The organism is Stutzerimonas degradans (assembly GCF_024448505.1).
GTDB classification, from domain to species: domain Bacteria; phylum Pseudomonadota; class Gammaproteobacteria; order Pseudomonadales; family Pseudomonadaceae; genus Stutzerimonas; species Stutzerimonas degradans.
The window spans coordinates 50,544-66,899 of record NZ_JAMOHV010000017.1 but is presented as its reverse complement, the minus strand read 5'-3'; the positions used below and the strand labels follow the sequence as shown (position 1 = coordinate 66,899).

General features: G+C 62.6%; 15 protein-coding genes. 12 read left to right on the top strand and 3 right to left on the bottom strand.

Annotated features, from left to right (window positions below; genetic code table 11):
- Window positions 1-10 precede the first annotated feature (10 nt).
- The 4 genes from dinG (at window position 11) to pdxH (ending at window position 5,012) form a co-directional block, all read left to right on the top strand.
- A complete protein-coding gene (dinG, locus tag NAV27_RS17955; protein WP_102829454.1) occupies window positions 11-2,155 on the top strand; it encodes an ATP-dependent DNA helicase DinG in 2,145 nt (714 codons plus the stop codon).
- An 83-nt stretch (window positions 2,156-2,238) separates the two neighbouring features.
- On the top strand, window positions 2,239-3,387 hold the full coding sequence (locus NAV27_RS17950) for a serine hydrolase domain-containing protein (RefSeq protein WP_102829455.1): 1,149 nt from the start codon (window positions 2,239-2,241) through the stop codon (window positions 3,385-3,387).
- 133 nt (window positions 3,388-3,520) lie between these two features.
- Window positions 3,521-4,177, top strand: a complete 657-nt coding sequence (locus NAV27_RS17945) for an OmpA family protein (protein WP_102829456.1) — start codon at window positions 3,521-3,523, stop codon at window positions 4,175-4,177.
- A gap of 187 nt (window positions 4,178-4,364) precedes the next feature.
- Window positions 4,365-5,012, top strand: a complete 648-nt coding sequence (gene pdxH / locus NAV27_RS17940) for a pyridoxamine 5'-phosphate oxidase (RefSeq protein ID WP_054095322.1) — start codon at window positions 4,365-4,367, stop codon at window positions 5,010-5,012.
- Between the two features lie 43 nt (window positions 5,013-5,055).
- Here the strand turns inward: pdxH and NAV27_RS17935 are convergent, their stop codons facing one another.
- Window positions 5,056-5,304, bottom strand: a complete 249-nt coding sequence (locus NAV27_RS17935) for a hypothetical protein (RefSeq protein WP_102829497.1) — start codon at window positions 5,302-5,304, stop codon at window positions 5,056-5,058.
- Window positions 5,305-5,423: 119 nt separating this feature from the next.
- On the opposite strand from NAV27_RS17935, the gene NAV27_RS17930 reads away from it, so the two are divergent.
- From NAV27_RS17930 to NAV27_RS17900, 7 genes are all read left to right on the top strand, one after another.
- On the top strand, window positions 5,424-5,885 hold the full coding sequence (locus NAV27_RS17930) for an outer membrane lipoprotein (RefSeq protein WP_102829457.1): 462 nt from the start codon (window positions 5,424-5,426) through the stop codon (window positions 5,883-5,885).
- Between the two features lie 194 nt (window positions 5,886-6,079).
- Window positions 6,080-8,872, top strand: coding sequence for a monovalent cation/H+ antiporter subunit A (locus NAV27_RS17925; RefSeq protein ID WP_102829458.1), 2,793 nt, complete (start codon window positions 6,080-6,082; stop codon window positions 8,870-8,872).
- On the top strand, window positions 8,872-9,201 hold the full coding sequence (locus NAV27_RS17920; RefSeq protein WP_043296549.1) for a Na+/H+ antiporter subunit C: 330 nt from the start codon (window positions 8,872-8,874) through the stop codon (window positions 9,199-9,201). Before NAV27_RS17925 ends, NAV27_RS17920 begins: the two co-directional genes overlap by 1 nt.
- Entirely contained in the window at window positions 9,198-10,706 is a 1,509-nt protein-coding gene (locus NAV27_RS17915; RefSeq protein WP_102829459.1) for a monovalent cation/H+ antiporter subunit D, read from the top strand. The genes NAV27_RS17920 and NAV27_RS17915 overlap by 4 nt, the downstream gene beginning before the upstream one ends.
- Entirely contained in the window at window positions 10,703-11,206 is a 504-nt protein-coding gene (locus tag NAV27_RS17910) for a Na+/H+ antiporter subunit E (RefSeq protein ID WP_102829460.1), read from the top strand. Before NAV27_RS17915 ends, NAV27_RS17910 begins: the two co-directional genes overlap by 4 nt.
- Window positions 11,191-11,460, top strand: coding sequence for a K+/H+ antiporter subunit F (locus tag NAV27_RS17905; RefSeq protein WP_008566870.1), 270 nt, complete (start codon window positions 11,191-11,193; stop codon window positions 11,458-11,460). Before NAV27_RS17910 ends, NAV27_RS17905 begins: the two co-directional genes overlap by 16 nt.
- Before the next feature lie 9 nt (window positions 11,461-11,469).
- Window positions 11,470-11,799, top strand: a complete 330-nt coding sequence (locus tag NAV27_RS17900) for a Na+/H+ antiporter subunit G (protein WP_077683981.1) — start codon at window positions 11,470-11,472, stop codon at window positions 11,797-11,799.
- A gap of 15 nt (window positions 11,800-11,814) precedes the next feature.
- Here NAV27_RS17900 and NAV27_RS17895 read toward each other — a convergent pair whose 3' ends face one another.
- A complete protein-coding gene (locus tag NAV27_RS17895) occupies window positions 11,815-14,517 on the bottom strand; it encodes a [protein-PII] uridylyltransferase (RefSeq protein WP_102829461.1) in 2,703 nt (900 codons plus the stop codon).
- 33 nt (window positions 14,518-14,550) lie between these two features.
- Window positions 14,551-15,333 carry a type I methionyl aminopeptidase gene (gene map / locus NAV27_RS17890; RefSeq protein ID WP_008566874.1) on the bottom strand — a complete coding sequence of 261 codons (783 nt, stop codon included), beginning with the start codon at window positions 15,331-15,333 and terminating at the stop codon, window positions 14,551-14,553.
- Window positions 15,334-15,605: 272 nt separating this feature from the next.
- Between map and rpsB the strand changes: the two genes are divergently transcribed.
- Entirely contained in the window at window positions 15,606-16,346 is a 741-nt protein-coding gene (rpsB, locus tag NAV27_RS17885; protein ID WP_008566876.1) for a 30S ribosomal protein S2, read from the top strand.
- Window positions 16,347-16,356: the final 10 nt, after the last annotated feature.

Genomic DNA, 16,356 nt, shown 5'->3' with positions numbered 1-16,356 from the left:
ATCAGCGCCCATGCTCAGCACCGAACTCAAGTCCCAGATCCAGGGCGCCTATTCCCGTTTTCTCGAGGCCAAGAGCCTCAAGCCACGTTACGGTCAGCGGTTGATGATCGCCGAGGTAACCAAGGTGTTGGGCGCCATCAAGGCCGATGACGAGGGCCGTCGTGAAGGCGAGCCGGCGGTGGTGGCGGTGGAAGCCGGCACGGGCACTGGCAAGACCGTGGCCTACAGCATTGCGGCGATTCCTACGGCGAAGGCTGCCGGCAAGCGCCTGGTCATCGCCACCGCGACCGTGGCGCTGCAGGAGCAGATCGTCAACAAGGATCTTCCTGATCTGATGCGCAACAGTGGGCTGAATTTCAGCTTCGCCTTGGCCAAGGGGCGCGGGCGTTACCTGTGCCTGTCGAAGCTGGATCTGCTGCTGCAGGAAGGGCACGCGCAGACGGCCACCGCTCAGCTGTTCGAGGAGGAGGGCTTTCGCATCGACGTCGACGAGCGCAGCCAGAAGCTGTTCACCGGCATGATTGAAAAGCTCGCCGGCAACCGCTGGGATGGCGATCGCGACAGCTGGCCCGAAGAACTGGACGATACCGACTGGTCGCGTCTGACCACCGATCACAGCCAGTGCACCGGCCGGCATTGCCCCAACTTCCAGCAATGCGCGTTCTACAAGGCTCGCGAAGGCATGACCAAGGTCGATGTCATCGTCACCAACCACGACATGGTGCTGGCCGACCTGGCGCTCGGCGGCGGTGCGGTGCTGCCCGATCCGCGTGACACGCTGTACGTATTTGACGAAGGGCATCACCTGCCGGACAAGGCGATCGGCCATTTCGCGCATTTCACCCGTCTGCGTTCGACCGGCGAGTGGCTGGGGCAGGTGGAGAAGAATCTGACCAAGCTGCTCGCCCAGCATCCGTTGCCGGGTGAACTCGGCAGGCTGATCGAAGGCGTGCCGGAGCTGGCCCGCGAGCTGCGCAGCCAGCAACAGTTCATGTTCAGCGCCTGCGAGCAACTGGCGGATTTCCGCGCCGGCGAGGATATGGAAGGACGCGAACGGCCGCGCCATCGCTTTGTCGGTGGCGTGGTGCCGGAACACCTGATCGAGCTGGGCGTGGAGTTGAAGAAGGGCTTCTCGCGCCTGACCGACCTGTTCACGCGCATCGCCGAGCTGCTCAAAGAGGCGATGGATGGCGAGACGGGCGGCGGCATCGCCAGTCACCAGGCGGAAGAGTGGTATCCACTGTTTGGCAGTCTGCTGACGCGCGCCCAGGGCAACTGGGAATTGTGGACGGCGTTTACCGTCGAAGACCCGCAGGACAGTCCGCCGATGGCGCGCTGGCTGACGCTCGCCGATGGCGGCGCGTTGTTCGATATCGAGGTCAATGCCAGCCCGATCCTGGCGGCCGAGACGTTGCGGCGCAATCTCTGGAATGTCGCCTACGGTGCCTTGGTGACCTCTGCGACGCTGACGGCGCTCAACAGCTTCGACCGCTACCGCATGCGCGCAGGCCTGCCGCGGTCTGCCGTCACTGCCGTGGTGCCGAGCCCGTTCCATCATGCCGACGCCGGGGTCCTGCGGGTGCCGAACCTGCAGGCCGATCCGCGCGACGCGGCCGCGCACACGGCCGTCATTGTCCGCGAACTGCCGGGGCTGGTGGAGCATTCACGCGGTACGCTGGTGCTGTTCTCCTCGCGCCGGCAGATGCAGGATGTATTCGATGGTCTCGAGCGTGACTGGCGTCGCAGGGTGCTGATCCAGGGCAACCTGTCCAAGCAGGAAACGCTGAACAAGCACCGCAAACGTGTCGATGACGGAGAGTCCAGTGTGCTGTTCGGCCTGGCTAGTTTCGCCGAAGGGGTCGATCTACCCGGTGCCTATTGCGAACATGTGGTGATCGCCAAGATTCCCTTCGCGGTGCCGGACGATCCGGTGGAAGCGGCGCTGGCGGAGTGGATCGAAGCGCGGGGCGGCAACCCGTTCATGGAAATTGCCGTGCCGGATGCTTCGCTGCGACTGGTGCAGGCCTGTGGTCGCCTGCTGCGCACCGAGGCCGACCGCGGCACCATCACCTTGCTCGACCGACGAGTGGTGACACAGCGTTATGGCAAGGCGATTCTCAATGCGTTGCCGCCGTTTCGTCGTGAGATCGACTGATTCTTTCCGACTGATCCGTGCGGTTTTCTTCCGGTGAGGCTGCTGGAACGATGTGCCGATAACATCCGATCACAGGGGGCAGCGTGCAGATACAAGGTTATTTCGATCTTCGTTTCGAGGCGGTGAGAGATGCATTCGCCGCGCTTTTCGAGCATACCCAGACCCGCGGTGCGGCTGTCTGCGTGCAGATTGCCGGCGAGACGGTCGTCGATCTGTGGGCTGGCGTGGCTGACAATGCCGGTGAGCTGCCGTGGCACGGCGATACGCTGGTCAATCTGTTTTCCTGTACCAAGACCTTTACCGCGGTTGCGGCGCTGCAACTGGTCGCCGAGGGCAAGCTGCAGCTCGAGGGGCCGATTGCCGAGGTCTGGCCGGAGTTCGCGGCAAACGGTAAGTCGCGCATTACGCTGCGTCAGCTGCTCTGCCATCGCGCGGGTCTACCTGCCTTGCGCCAGCCTCTGCCGCCCGAGGCACTGTACGACTGGAATGCCATGACCGCCGCATTGGCCGCGGAGCAACCCTGGTGGACGCCCGGCGAGGCCCAGGGCTACGCCGCGATGACCTATGGCTGGTTGGTGGGAGAGGTGATCCGGCGAGTCGATGGGGCGGAGCCGGGAGCCGCCATCGTGGCCAGAACGGCCACTCCGTTGGGGCTGGATTTCCATATAGGCCTCGATGACGAGGAGTTTCAACGCGTCGCTTACCTGACCCGTGCCAAGAACGACTTCGGCGATGCGGCGGCGCAGCGGCTGTTCAAGGTCTTGATGAGTGATCCGGCATCGTTGAGCGCGCGGGCCTTCAACAATCCACCGTCAATCATGAACAGTGGTAACAAGCCCGAGTGGCGGCGCATGGCGCAGCCTGCCGCCAACGGACATGGCAACGCACGCTCTCTGGCAGGCTTCTATTCCGGTCTGCTGCAGGGACGTTTGCTGGATGCGGCCGTGCTCGATGAAATGCGTCGCGAGCACAGTGCCGGCGAAGACCTTACGCTGTTATCCCAGACCCGTTTCGGACTTGGCTGTTGGCTCGATCAGCCGGAGGTCGCCAACGCGACTTTCGCGATGGGCCCGAGGGCTTTCGGCCATCCGGGTGCCGGCGGTAGTATCGGCTTCGCCGACCCGGACAGGGACCTGGCGTTCGGTTTCGTCACCAATACGCTCGGCCCATATGTGCTGATGGACCCCCGCGCGCAGGCCCTGGCGCGAAGCGTGGCGGAATGCATAGGTTAACCGCTCGTCAGTTCTGCATGGCAAGGCTTTGCAGGGCAGGGACTTGCGGCCACAATTTGATCAATCTCTTCAATTATTGCCGGCTGGACTGCCTGGCGAGAATCTGAACTCAAACGTCTGACGGAATCCGCACATGAACATGCTGAAAAGCGCTTCTCTGATTGTCTGCCTGTTGGTGGTCGGCTGCAGCTCCAAGGATGAGAAGCCCACCGAGACTGCGGCTGCGGCGCCTGCCGTGGCGAAGGCCGATACGGCCTGGATGGACGATTACGAGCCGCGTTTGCGCGAGGCGATTAAGGACAGCCGCTTCGAGCTGGAGCGCCGCGACAATCTGCTGGTGATCACTGCGCCGGTCGACTCCTCGTTCAATCCTGATCGTCCCGGCATGCTGTTGCCGGTCACGTTGGGTCCCATCACGCGGGTAGCCAAACTGGTGGAAAAGGACAGCAAGGCCGCCGTGGTCATTCTCGGTCATGCGGATAGCACCGGCTCCGACGCGATCAATCGCACCATCAGCCGCGAGCGAGCAGGCGCGGTGGCCGCCATATTCCGCCTCAGCGGTTTGAAGCACGATCGCCTGCGCATCCGCGGCATGGGGTCGGACAAGCCGCGGGCAGCCAATGACAGCAAGGATGGGCGCGCGCTGAATCGTCGTGTAGAGATGCTGTTGACGCAGCAGGTCAGCTTGCTGGCGACAGTAGCCGAATATAATGACCCGACCGCAACACCAGCGGCTCCGGCCGCGGCCACGCAGGTTGCTGTCGCCAAGACCGCCAAGAGCGAAAAATAGCAGCACAGTAACGGCATCATCAAACGGGCCTTTTCAGGCCCGTTTGCTTTTGCGTTGAATCAAGCGCGCGGCCTGGTTGCAGGGATAAGCTAGGCTCCGGGCGGCTGCGCGATGGCCGCCACCCGTGAGGCGAGTGCGCCGTGCGCTGCCTTCGATCCGGCCCGTTTGACGAAGAAGGAACCCGCGAATGATCCAGTCCCTGGCCGATATGCGCCGCGACTACACCCGTGAAGGACTCAGCGAAGCGAACGCTCCTGACGAACCGTTCAGCCTGTTTCGCCAGTGGTTCGGTGAGGCGATGAAGACCGAGCAGGCGCCGGTCGAGCCCAATGCCATGTCGCTGGCGACCGTGGATGAGGCGGGCCGGCCGCACTGCCGGATTCTGCTGCTCAAGGCGCTGGATGAACGTGGTTTCACGTTCTTCACTAACTACGACAGCGACAAGGGGCAGCAGATGAGTCGGCAGCCTTTTGCCGCGATGACGTTTTTCTGGCCGACGCTGGAGCGCCAGGTGCGTATCGAGGGGCGGGTAGAGAAGGTCAGCGTCGAAGAGTCGGACGCCTACTACCATGTACGGCCACTGGGTAGCCGCCTGGGCGCCTGGGCGTCGCCGCAGAGCCAGGTGATTGCCGATCGCGCAGAGCTGGAACGCCTGCTCGCAGCAACCGAACAACGTTTCCTCGATCAGGCGCCGCATTGTCCGCCGCACTGGGGCGGCTACCGGTTGATACCGGAGCGTATCGAGTTCTGGCAGGGCCGTCCGAGCCGCCTGCATGACCGGCTCGATTACCGCTGCGTAGCCGGTGGCTGGGAGCGTCGGCGACTGGCGCCCTGAAGCGTAAGCCGTTGGCCGGACAGCGAGCGGCGGCCGACTGGGCTTATTGCTGAGCGCGCTGGGTTGGATAGTGCTGGATTTCGCGCTCCAGCCACGCCTGCAGATCCCGCCGCTTGATCTTCTGCGCTTTGGCTTCGCCCAGCCGCCCCAGCAGCCACGCGCGCTTATCGGGATCGCTGCCGGCGATCGAATAGGCCAGGTCGCGTTCGATCCAGCGGCGAAAGCGGATGAACAGCCAGGCGTGGAAAGCCAGGCCGGCGAAGGTGGTGACGGCTATGATGAAATAATCCACGGACATTCTCGTTCGGTTGAATACGATCTGACGGCCCATGCATGCCGCCAAGCAGCGAGAATGCTGCGGCAGGGCCGGTTGGTTGCCAAGCGATTCGTTCGTTTTTCAGGAGAGAACCCATGCGCAAGTCAATTTGTATCGCTTCACTCACTGCCGTAGCTCTCGCGGTCGGCGGCTGCGCGTCCAGCCTGACGGGCGACACCTATTCGCGTGATGAGGCGCGTGCCGTCCAGACTGTTCGCTATGGCACCATCGAGTCGCTGCGACCGGTCAAGATCGAAGGAACCAAGACGCCGATTGGCACCGGTGCTGGCGCCATCGTGGGCGGAGTCGCCGGCAGCGGTGTCGGCGGCGGGCGCGGTAGTGCCGTCGCGGCGGTCATCGGTGCGGTTGCGGGTGGCATGCTCGGCGCGGCGGCGGAGGAGGGCTTCACCCGCACGCAGGGCGTCGAGATCACCGTGCGTGAGGACGACGGCAATATCCGCGCCTATGTGCAGGAAGTCGAGCCGAACCAGGTATTCAGGGTCGGCCAGCGGGTACGCATCCTGAGCGTAAGCGGAACCAGTCGCGTCACACCCTGACGGCGGGACCCTACAAAAGGCGCGGCTTCGCTTTGCGGCGAGGCGGCGCCTTTTTGTTTTTCGTAATACATGGACCCATGACGTTCACTGCGGTGATATGGATAATCGAGCGCATCTATGTATGCGCGCGAGCTGATAGTCAGTTCGCTTAGAAGAAGAAATGCCGTCGAGCCGGACGGCCCAGAGAGTTTCCCATGACGCTTGCGTTGATCATCGCTTTGCCTTTCTTGGGCATTTGTCTGCCGTTGCTGCTGGAGCGCGCCGGCCGCTCGGCGTGCGCCTTCGGAGCCGGCATCGGGCCGTTGGCCGCCCTGGTGCTGCTGCTCTCCGAGCGCTCTGCAGTGTTCGCCGGGAAGGTGCAGATCGTGCAGGTGCCCTGGTTGCCGGAGTTGGGGCTGAATCTGAGTCTGCGTCTGGATGGTCTGGGCTTTCTGTTTGCGCTGCTGATTCTCGGCATCGGCCTGCTGGTCATTCTGTATGCGCGCTACTACTTGGCCAAGCGCGATCCGATGGGGCGCTTCTTCGGCTTCTTCCTGCTGTTCATGGGCTCGATGCTGGGCATCGTGCTGTCGGAAAACCTGCTGCTGATGCTGATGTTCTGGGAGCTGACGAGTCTGTCGTCGTTCCTGTTGATCGGCTACTGGAACCACCGCGCCGACGCCCGCCAGGGCGCACGCATGGCGCTGGCAGTGACGGGCGGCGGCGGTCTGGCGCTGCTCGCCGGGGTGCTGCTGATCGGTCAGGTGGTCGGCAGCTTCGAACTCAGCAGCGTGCTCGATGCAGGCGAGGTGATTCGCAACAGTGCGCTGTATCCGGTGATCCTGGTGCTGGTGCTTTTGGGCGTTTTCACCAAATCGGCACAATTTCCGTTTCACTTCTGGTTACCACAGGCGATGGCGGCGCCGACACCAGTCTCGGCCTTCCTACACTCAGCGACGATGGTGAAGGCCGGGGTGTTCCTGCTTGCCCGCCTGTATCCGGCGTTGGCGTACTCGGATTTGTGGTTCTATCTGGTGAGCATGACCGGCCTTGCGACCCTGCTGGTGGGCGCGGTGATGGCGCTGTTCCAGCACGACCTCAAGGGACTGCTGGCCTATTCCACAATCAGTCACCTGGGTCTGATCACGCTGTTGTTCGGGCTGGATTCGCGGTTGGCAGCGGTGGCGGCGATCTTCCATATCATCAACCACGCGACCTTCAAGGCCTCGCTGTTCATGGCCGCCGGCATCATCGACCATGAAACCGGTACACGGGACATGCGGCGCATCAACGGCATGTGGAAGTACATGCCACATACCGCGATGCTGGCGATGGTGGCGTCGTTGGCGATGGCCGGTGTGCCGTTGCTCAACGGTTTCCTCAGCAAGGAAATGTTCTTCACCGAAACGCTGGACCAGCATTTGCTCGGCAGCTTCTACTGGATCATCCCGGCGCTGGCGACGATTGCCAGCGCCTTCTCGGTGGCTTATTCGCTGCGCTTCATTCATGACGTGTTTTACAACGGCGAGCCGATCGACCTGCCGAAATACCCGCCGCATGAGCCGGCGCGCTACATGAAGATTCCGGTGGAGGTGCTGGTACTGCTCTGCCTGCTGGTGGGCATGCTCCCCGCCTATACAGTGGCGCCACTGCTGGCGTCGGCCGTATCGGCAAGCCTGAACAGCGAAGCGCCGCAGTACAGCCTGGCGATCTGGCACGGATTCAACCTGCCGCTGATGATGAGTTTCCTGGCGCTGGCCGGTGGCGTGCTGATCTATTCGCTGCGCCGCTGGATATTCCGCTGGTACGAGGGGCTGCCGGTGGTCGACTCGCTGGCGGTCTTCGAGCGCGCCATGAGTGCACTCACGGCAGCAGCACGCAAGCTCACCGATGGCCTGGATAACGGCTCGCTGCAGCGTTACCTGGCGCTGATGTTGACCAGTGCGCTGGCGCTGGTGGTGTTCGCGCTGTCGACGCTGGACTCATTCCACGGCAGCGTCGCCATGACCCCGTTCGATGGCGTGACGGTGCTGGGCATGGCGATCCTCGCGCTGGCCTCGCTGCTGACTGTGCTCTTTCACCGTCGCCGGCTGATTTCGCTGATGGTGCTTGGAGTGGTCGGGCTGATGGTGTCTCTGGCATTCGCTCGCTATTCGGCGCCCGATTTGGCGCTGACCCAGCTGTCAGTCGAGGTGGTATCGATCATCCTGCTGATCCTGGCGCTGTTCTTCATGCCTGATCGGACCCCGGCCGAATCCAGCAGTCTGCGTAGCCTGCGCGACCTGCTCCTCGCCGGCGGTTGCGGCACGATGGTCGCTTTGCTGGCGTACGCGGTACTGACCCGTCCATATGAAAGCATCGCGGGCTTTTTCCTGGAGAACAGTGTGTCCGGTGGCGGCGGGACCAACGTAGTCAACGTGATTCTGGTGGACTTCCGCGGCTTCGATACGCTCGGTGAGATCAGTGTGCTGGCAATCGCCGGCGTGGCCATCTATGGCCTGCTGTATGGCCTGCACCTGCCGCATCCGTTGCGTGACTATGGTGGCAGACCGTGGTCGCCGGACAGCCATCCGATGATCCTCGATGTACTGGCGCGGGCTTTGCTGCCGCTGGCCATGCTGATTTCGGTCTTCATCTTCTTGCGCGGGCACAATCTGCCAGGGGGGGGCTTCATCGCCGGACTGATTACCGCCGCGGCGTTGATCCTGCAGTACATCTCACACGGGGTCGCCTGGGCACAGGAGCGTCAGCCGGTGAGCTATCACGCGATCAGTGGCGCTGGGTTGCTGATCGCCGGGCTGACCGGGCTTGGCAGCTGGCTGTTCGGCTATCCGTTCCTGACTTCGGCGTTCGGGCATTTTGATTTGCCGCTGGTGGGCGAATTCGAGCTGGCGACCGCGATGCTGTTCGATCTCGGGGTTTATCTGGTGGTCGTCGGCGCGACGCTGCTGATCCTCTCCAACATCGGCCATGTCGGTCAGGACGAAACGAGCAAGGAGGTGCTCTGATGGAAGCTTTGTTTGCCATCACCCTGGGCGTGATGACCGCCAGTGGCGTTTACCTGCTGTTGCGGGCGCGGATCTTTCCGGTGGTTGTGGGGCTGACGCTGATTTCTTATGCGGTCAACCTGTTCATTTTTTCGATGGGCCGTCTGGCGACCGGAGTGCCCGCAGTCATCGGGCAGAGCGCGGAGTATGGCGACCCGCTGCCACAGGCGCTGGTGCTGACTGCGATCGTCATCGGTTTCGCCATGACCGCGTTCGTGGTGGTACTGGCTTTGCGTGGGCTCGGTGAGCTGCGCACGGATCATGTGGATGGTCAGGAGCCGGGCGAATGAACCATGTGCTGATCCTGCCCATCCTGCTGCCGCTTTTCATGGGCGCGGCGCTGCTGTTTGGCCATCGGCTGGGTAGTTCCAGCAAGCGCCTGCTATCGCTGTTGGCGACCTGGGCGCTGGTGCCGCTTGCGCTCTGGTTGCTGTTGCTTGCCGGTGACGATCAGCTGCGCGTGTATGCGCTGGGTAACTGGCAGCCGCCGTTCGGTATTGTCCTGCTGCTAGATCGCCTGAGCGCGTTGATGCTGCTGGTGACGGCGCTGCTCGCCGGTTTCGCGCTGCTGTACGCCTGTCGTGGCGACGATGAGCGCGGGCCGAATTTCCATGCGCTGTTCCAGTTCCAGCTGCTCGGCATCAACGGCGCCTTTCTCACCGGCGATCTGTTCAACCTGTTCGTGTTCTTCGAGATTCTGCTGATCTCGTCCTATGCGCTGCTGGTGCACGGCCATGGTCCTTCGCGCATTCGCTCGGGCATGCATTACGTGGTGTTGAATCTGCTGGGCTCGTCGTTCTTCCTGTTGGGCGTGAGCATGTTGTACGGCGTGCTGGGTACGCTGAACATGGCGGATCTGGCCTGGCGTACTGCGCTGCTCGATCCGGCGCAGGCACCGCTGGTGGCTGCCGCCGGTTTCCTGCTGCTGGTGGTATTTGCCCTGAAGGCGGCGATCCTGCCGCTGTATTTCTGGTTGCCCCGTGCCTACGCGGCGGCGACGGCTCCGGTGGCGGCGCTCTTCGCGATCATGACGAAGGTCGGGCTATACGCGATCCTGCGGGTGTTCACGCTGATCTACGGCAGCGAGGCCGGCGAGCTGAGCAACCTGGCGCAGGTCTGGCTGTGGCCGTTGTCATTGCTCACGCTGGCGGCGGGCGTCATTGGTGCGCTGGCGGCGCGCAACCTGCAGGTCATGCTGGCCTATCTGGTCGTGGCTTCGGTCGGTACCTTGCTGGCGGGCATGGCGCTGGGTAATGCGAGTGGCATCGCAGCGGCGTTGTACTACCTGCTGCATAGCACGCTGATCGCCGGCGCACTGTTCCTGTTGGCCGATCTGATCGGCCTGCAACGCGGGGCGATTGGCACGGATCTGATCTCCGCTGGACCGCTGCGCCAGCCGCTACTGCTGGGCATGCTGTTCTTTCTCGGGGCAATCTCGGTGGCCGGGCTGCCGCCTTTTTCCGGGTTTCTCGGCAAGCTCATGCTGATGCGCGCGGTGGAGCTGAACAGTCAGGCGGCCTGGCTGTGGTCGGTATTGCTGGTCGGCGGACTGGGCATGCTGATCGCCCTCAGTCGCGCCGGAAGTCTGGTGTTCTGGCGCACCAATGACGAGTGCCCGGCCATTGCCGGTGCGGGGGCCGATCCGATCAGGCTGCTGGCGACCCTGGGCTTGCTCTCCGCCAGCTTGCTGCTGGTCGTGCTCGCGCAGCCGGTGCAGGGCTATCTGCAGGCGACGGCGAGTCAGTTGCTGAATCTGCAGCCCTATCTGCAGACGATTACCGGAGGTGGCGCATGAAGAAGTCACGCTGGCTGCCTCATCCTGCCCTCAGCGTATTGCTCACGCTGCTGTGGCTGATGTTGAACAACACCTTGAGCACCGGTCATGTGGTGCTCGGTGCTGTGCTCGGTTGGGGCCTGCCGCTGCTGCTGCGGTGTTTTCTCATCGAGGTTCCGACGGTGCGCAAACCGTTGCTGCTGTGCCGCTTCATCGCCCTGGTGTTCTACGACATCGTGGTGGCGAATCTGCATGTCGCCAAACTGGTGCTCGGACCGAAGAGCCGGCTCGCCCCGGCGTTCGTCGAGGTGCCGATGGCGATCGAGGATGATTTCGTGCTTGCGGTACTGACCAGCATCATCTCGCTCACCCCGGGCACGGTGTCGGCCGGTCTGAGTCCGGATCACAAGACCCTGCTGTTGCACGCCTTGGACGCGCCGGACGTCGAGGCGCTGGTGCACGAGGTGAAGTCGCGCTACGAGGCGCCGCTGCTGGAGATTTTTGAATGCTCACGTACGTGATACCCATCTGCCTGGCGATCATGTCGCTGGCGGCGATACTCAACCTGGCACGTCTGATCATCGGCCCAGAGATGCCGGATCGGGTGCTGGCGCTTGATACGCTCTACATCAACGCGCTCGCGCTGATCGTGCTGTTCGGCATCTGGCTGGCGTCGGAGCTGTTCTTCGAGGCTGCGCTACTGATCGCGGTGATGGGGTTCATCAGCACGGTCGCAGTAGGCAAGCACCTGCTGCACGGCGACATCATTGACTGAGGATTGCGCATGCCTTTCTGGATCGAGTTGCTGGTAAGCGTTTGCCTGATCGTCGGCAGTCTGTTCGCGCTGGTCGGTGCCATCGGCCTGTACCGTCTGCCGGATTTCTATACCCGCCTGCATGGCCCGACCAAGGCGACCACGCTGGGGGTTGGCGGAATTGTCATTGCGTCGATGATCTTCTTTGGCAGCCGGACCGAGGGGCTGAGTCTGCACGAGTTGCTGATCACCCTGTTTCTCTTCCTCACCGCCCCGGTGAGTGCGCACATGCTGGCCAAGGCGGCAATGCAGCAGAAGCTACCGTTCTTCGAGCGCACGCGCGGCAAGCCCTGGCAGTAAAGCTGTCGCGCAGCGTCAGATGGTGAAGCTGCTCGGCGACGGCTGATGCTCGTTTTCCTGCTGCAGTTGCGCGATCAGCGCCTGCTGCAGCTGCGTGCAGAGCTGTGGGTCCGATAGCGGCTGATTATTGGCGTTGGTGACGAAGAACACGTCCTCGACCCGCTCGCCCAGTGTGGCGATCTTGGCGTTCTGCACCGACAGATCGAAGGCCAGGAACAGCTGCCCGACGCGGGCAAGCAGGCCGGGACGATCCGGCGCGATGATCTCAATGATCGTCTGCGGGCGCTGGGTATCGTTATGGATCGTGACCTGCGGCGGGAAGGCGAAGTGCTTGAGCTGGCGCGGCACGTGGCGCTGGATGATGGTGAGGTACTCGTCGGGATTGCGCACCGTGTCGATCAGGCCCTGGCGAATTTCCTCGATCCGCTCGCGGTTGTCGCCGATCGGCGTGCCGTCGGCGTCCAGCACGATGTAGGTGTCGAGCGTGAACTGGCTGCTCGAGGTGATGATGCGGGCGTCGTGGATGTTCAGGTTGAGCTGGTCCATCGCCGCCACCGTCACGGCGAAGAAATCGTGCTGGTCCGGCGCATAGATGAAGATCTGCGTGCCGCCCTCGAACTCGCGCTGCGTGGTTTCCTTGATCAGCACCAGCGGACCGTTGTCTTCGCCGTGCGCGAGGATCGCCGCGGTATGCCAGGCCACGTCGCTGGCCGAGTGGCGCATGAAATAGTCATCGCCCAGTTGCGCCCACAGCTGCTCAGCCTCGTCGGGGTCGCCGCCGTTGCGCACCAGTTCGTCCAGTGCGGCGCGCTGGGTCTGGCGGATTTGCTCCTCGCGCCCCAGCGGATTCTCCAGGCCGCGCTGCAACGCGCGCTGGGTGGCGGTGTGCAGCTGGCGCAGCAGGCTCGCGCGCCAGGAATTCCAGAGCGTCGGATTGGTCGCGTTGATGTCCGCGACGGTCAGCACGTAGAGATAATCGAGATGCGTCTCGTCGCCTACCTGCTGGGCAAAATCGATGATCACCTGTGGATCGGAAAGGTCCTTGCGCTGGGCGGTCGTGGACATGACCAGGTGATTCTGTACCAGCCAGACGACCAGTCGCGTATCCCAGGCCGGCAGCTTGTGTCGGTTGCAGAACTGCTCGGCATCCACCGCGCCCAGTTCGGAGTGATCGCCGCCGCGGCCCTTGGCTATGTCGTGATAGAGCCCCGCGATATAGATCAGCTCCGGCTTGGGCAGGCGCTCGATCAGCGCGCTGGCCAGCGGATACTTCTCCGCCACGCCCGGCTTGGTCAGCTTGCGCAGGTATTTGATGACGTTGAGCGTGTGGGCGTCGACCGTATAGATGTGGAACAGGTCGTGCTGCATCTGTCCGACGATATGGCCAAATTCCGGGAGGTAGCGGCCGAGAATGCCGTAGCGGTTCATCCGCCGCAGGTTGCGGTGGATGCCTTCCTTGCACTTGAACAGCTCGATGAACAGGCTGGTGTTGCGAATGTCGCTGCGAAAGTCATCGTCGATCAGGTAGCGATGATCGCGTAGCAGGCGGATGGTGTTGGCGCGCACGCCCTGAATCCGCGGATGCTGGGCAAGCAGGACGAAGGTTTCCAGGATCGCAAACGGGGTGCGCTTGAAGACCGCCGGGTCGCGAACTTCGAGGTAGTCGTCACGCACCAGGAAGCGACTATTGAGCTTGGTGCTCGGACCGGAATCGCCTTCCCAGAGGATGACCTCGGCGAAGTGCTGGCCGACCAGATCGCTCAGCTCGGCGACGCTCATCACCACCCGATAGTACTTCTGCATGAAGCGTTCGATGGCCAGCTTGGCGTCGCTGTCCTCGTAGCCGAGCAGGGCGGCGAGTGAGCGCTGGTGATCGAACAGCAGGCGATCCTCCGCACGCCCGGCGAGCATGTGCAGGCCGTAGCGTACCTTCCAGAGAAACTCCTGGGCGGCGGTCAGCAGGCTGAGTTCGCCCTCGGTGAGGAAACCCTGGTCGACCATGGCCTGCAGATCGAGCGTGCCGAATTGCCGACGGGCGATCCAGAGAATCGTCTGGATGTCGCGCAGGCCGCCAGGCGAGCGCTTCACGTTCGGCTCCAGGTTGTATTCGGTATTGTTGTACTTGGAATGCCGCTGGCGCTGCTCGTTACGCTTGGCGAGGAAGAAATCCTTGCTCGGCCACATCACCTCGGGGCGGGTGACTTCCAGCATCTTCCTGCGCAACGGCTCGGGGCCGGCGATGGTGCGGCTTTCCATCAGATTGGTGATGACGGTGAGGTCGGCGCGCGCCTCCTCGGCGCATTCGGCGATCGAGCGCACGCTCTGGCCGACTTCCAGCCCGATGTCCCAGAGCAGCGTCAGAAACCCCTCGATCGACTCACGGAACAATTCGTGGTCGCTATCGTCGAGCAGGATCAGCAGGTCGATGTCGGAGTAGGGGTGCAGCTCGCCGCGACCGTAGCCGCCGACCGCAACCAGCGCGATATCCGCACCCTTATCCCAGTCGAAGCGGCTCCAGGCTGCGCGCAGGATCTGATCGGTGAACCAGGCGCGGTCTTCGATCAGCCGGCGAATCTCCCGGCCATCCCGAAAGCGTTTGTCGAGCACCTCGCGGGCCTGGCGGATGGCTTTCTTGAATGCGGCAATCGGGCTGGCCTTGAGCGCCAGTTCGGCCTGGAACTGGCTGCGATCGAACAGCTCTGGATCAACCTGAGGCATGCGAACCCCCTGATGCCGCAAACGATGGAAAGGTCAGGCCGAGGTGCGCGCGATGGTGTCGTCCCGGCGCAGGGTAAAGATCTCGTAGCCGCTGGCGGTGACCAGAATGGTGTGTTCCCACTGGGCGGAGAGCTTGCGATCCTTGGTGATTGCGGTCCAGCCGTCACCGAGCAGGCGTGTTTCGGCGCGGCCCTGGTTGATCATCGGCTCGATGGTGAAGGTCATGCCTTCCTTGAGTTCCATGCCGGTGCCGGCACGGCCGTAGTGCAGTACCTGCGGCTCCTCGTGGAAGACCTTGCCGATGCCATGCCCGCAGTATTCGCGCACGACGGAGAAGCCGTTCTTTTCGGCGTGTTTCTGGATCGCCTCGCCAATATCGCCCAGGCGAGCACCGGGGCGGACCATTTCGATGCCTATATATAGGCATTCCTGAGTCACCTTACACAGCCGCTGCGCCCATTCCGGTACCTGGCCGACGATGAACATCCGGCTGGTGTCACCGTGGTAGCCATCCTTGATTACGGTGATGTCGATATTGACGATGTCGCCATCCTTCAACGGCTTATCGTTGGGAATTCCGTGGCAGACGACGTGATTCAGCGACGTACAGATCGACTTGGGGAAGCCCTTGTAGTTGAGCGGCGCCGGAATCGCTTGTTGCACGTTGACGATGTAGTCGTGGCAGAGGCGATCCAGTTCATCGGTGGTGACGCCGGCCTTGACATGCTCTTCGATCATTTCCAGTACCTCGGCGGCGAGCCGGCCGGCGATACGCATTTTCTCGATGTCTTCGGGCGTCTTGATGGTGACTGTCATGGGAACTCTCGGGCACGAAAGGAAAGGGCGGTATGGTAGCAGCTTGAGGCGGCAAGCCTGAAGCCGGGCGCTTGCTGTGGTCGACCCGAGCCGCGCATCAAGTGTTAGCCTGTAGCCTGTGCAGGTTTTCTATGCTATAAAACGCGCCGCTCAGCGGGGACCTCCCCGTTGCGCCTGAACCCACACACGCGTCGACACGGTATCCTGGGTGCTCGAAAGAGTTGGATATCGGGGCGCGTGGAGGCCTAACCCGACTTATTCGAGGACGTATCATGTCTCAAGTCACCATGCGCGATATGCTGAAGGCCGGTGTGCACTTCGGCCACCAGACCCGTTACTGGAACCCGAAAATGGACAAGTACATTTTCGGCGCGCGCAACAAGATCCACATCATCAACCTGGAAAAGACTCTGCCGATGTTCAACGACGCTCTGCGTTTCGTTGAAAAGCTGGCAGCTGGCAAGAACAAGATTCTGTTCGTCGGTACCAAGCGTTCCGCTGGCAAGATCGTCCGCGAAGAAGCCGCTCGTTGTGGCTCGCCGTATGTCGATCATCGTTGGCTGGGCGGCATGCTGACCAACTACAAGACCATCCGCGCCTCGATCAAGCGCCTGCGTGAGCTGGAAGTTCAGTCCCAGGACGGCACCTTCGACAAGCTGACCAAGAAAGAAGCCCTGATGCGCACCCGCGACCTCGAGAAGCTCGAGCGCAGCCTGGGCGGTATCAAGGACATGGGCGGTTTGCCGGATGCGATGTTCGTCATTGACGTCGACCACGAGCGCATCGCCATCTCCGAAGCCAACAAGCTGGGCATTCCGGTCATCGGCATCGTCGATACCAACAGCAGTCCGGAAGGCGTTGACTACATTATCCCCGGTAATGATGACGCCATCCGCGCCGTGCAACTCTATCTGGGCTCGATGGCTGACGCTGTCCTGCGCGGTCGCCAGAATGCTGGTGCCGGTGCCGATGAGTTCGTCGAGGAAGTCGCTTCCGAAGCCGCTCAAGGCTGAGAGTGACGCT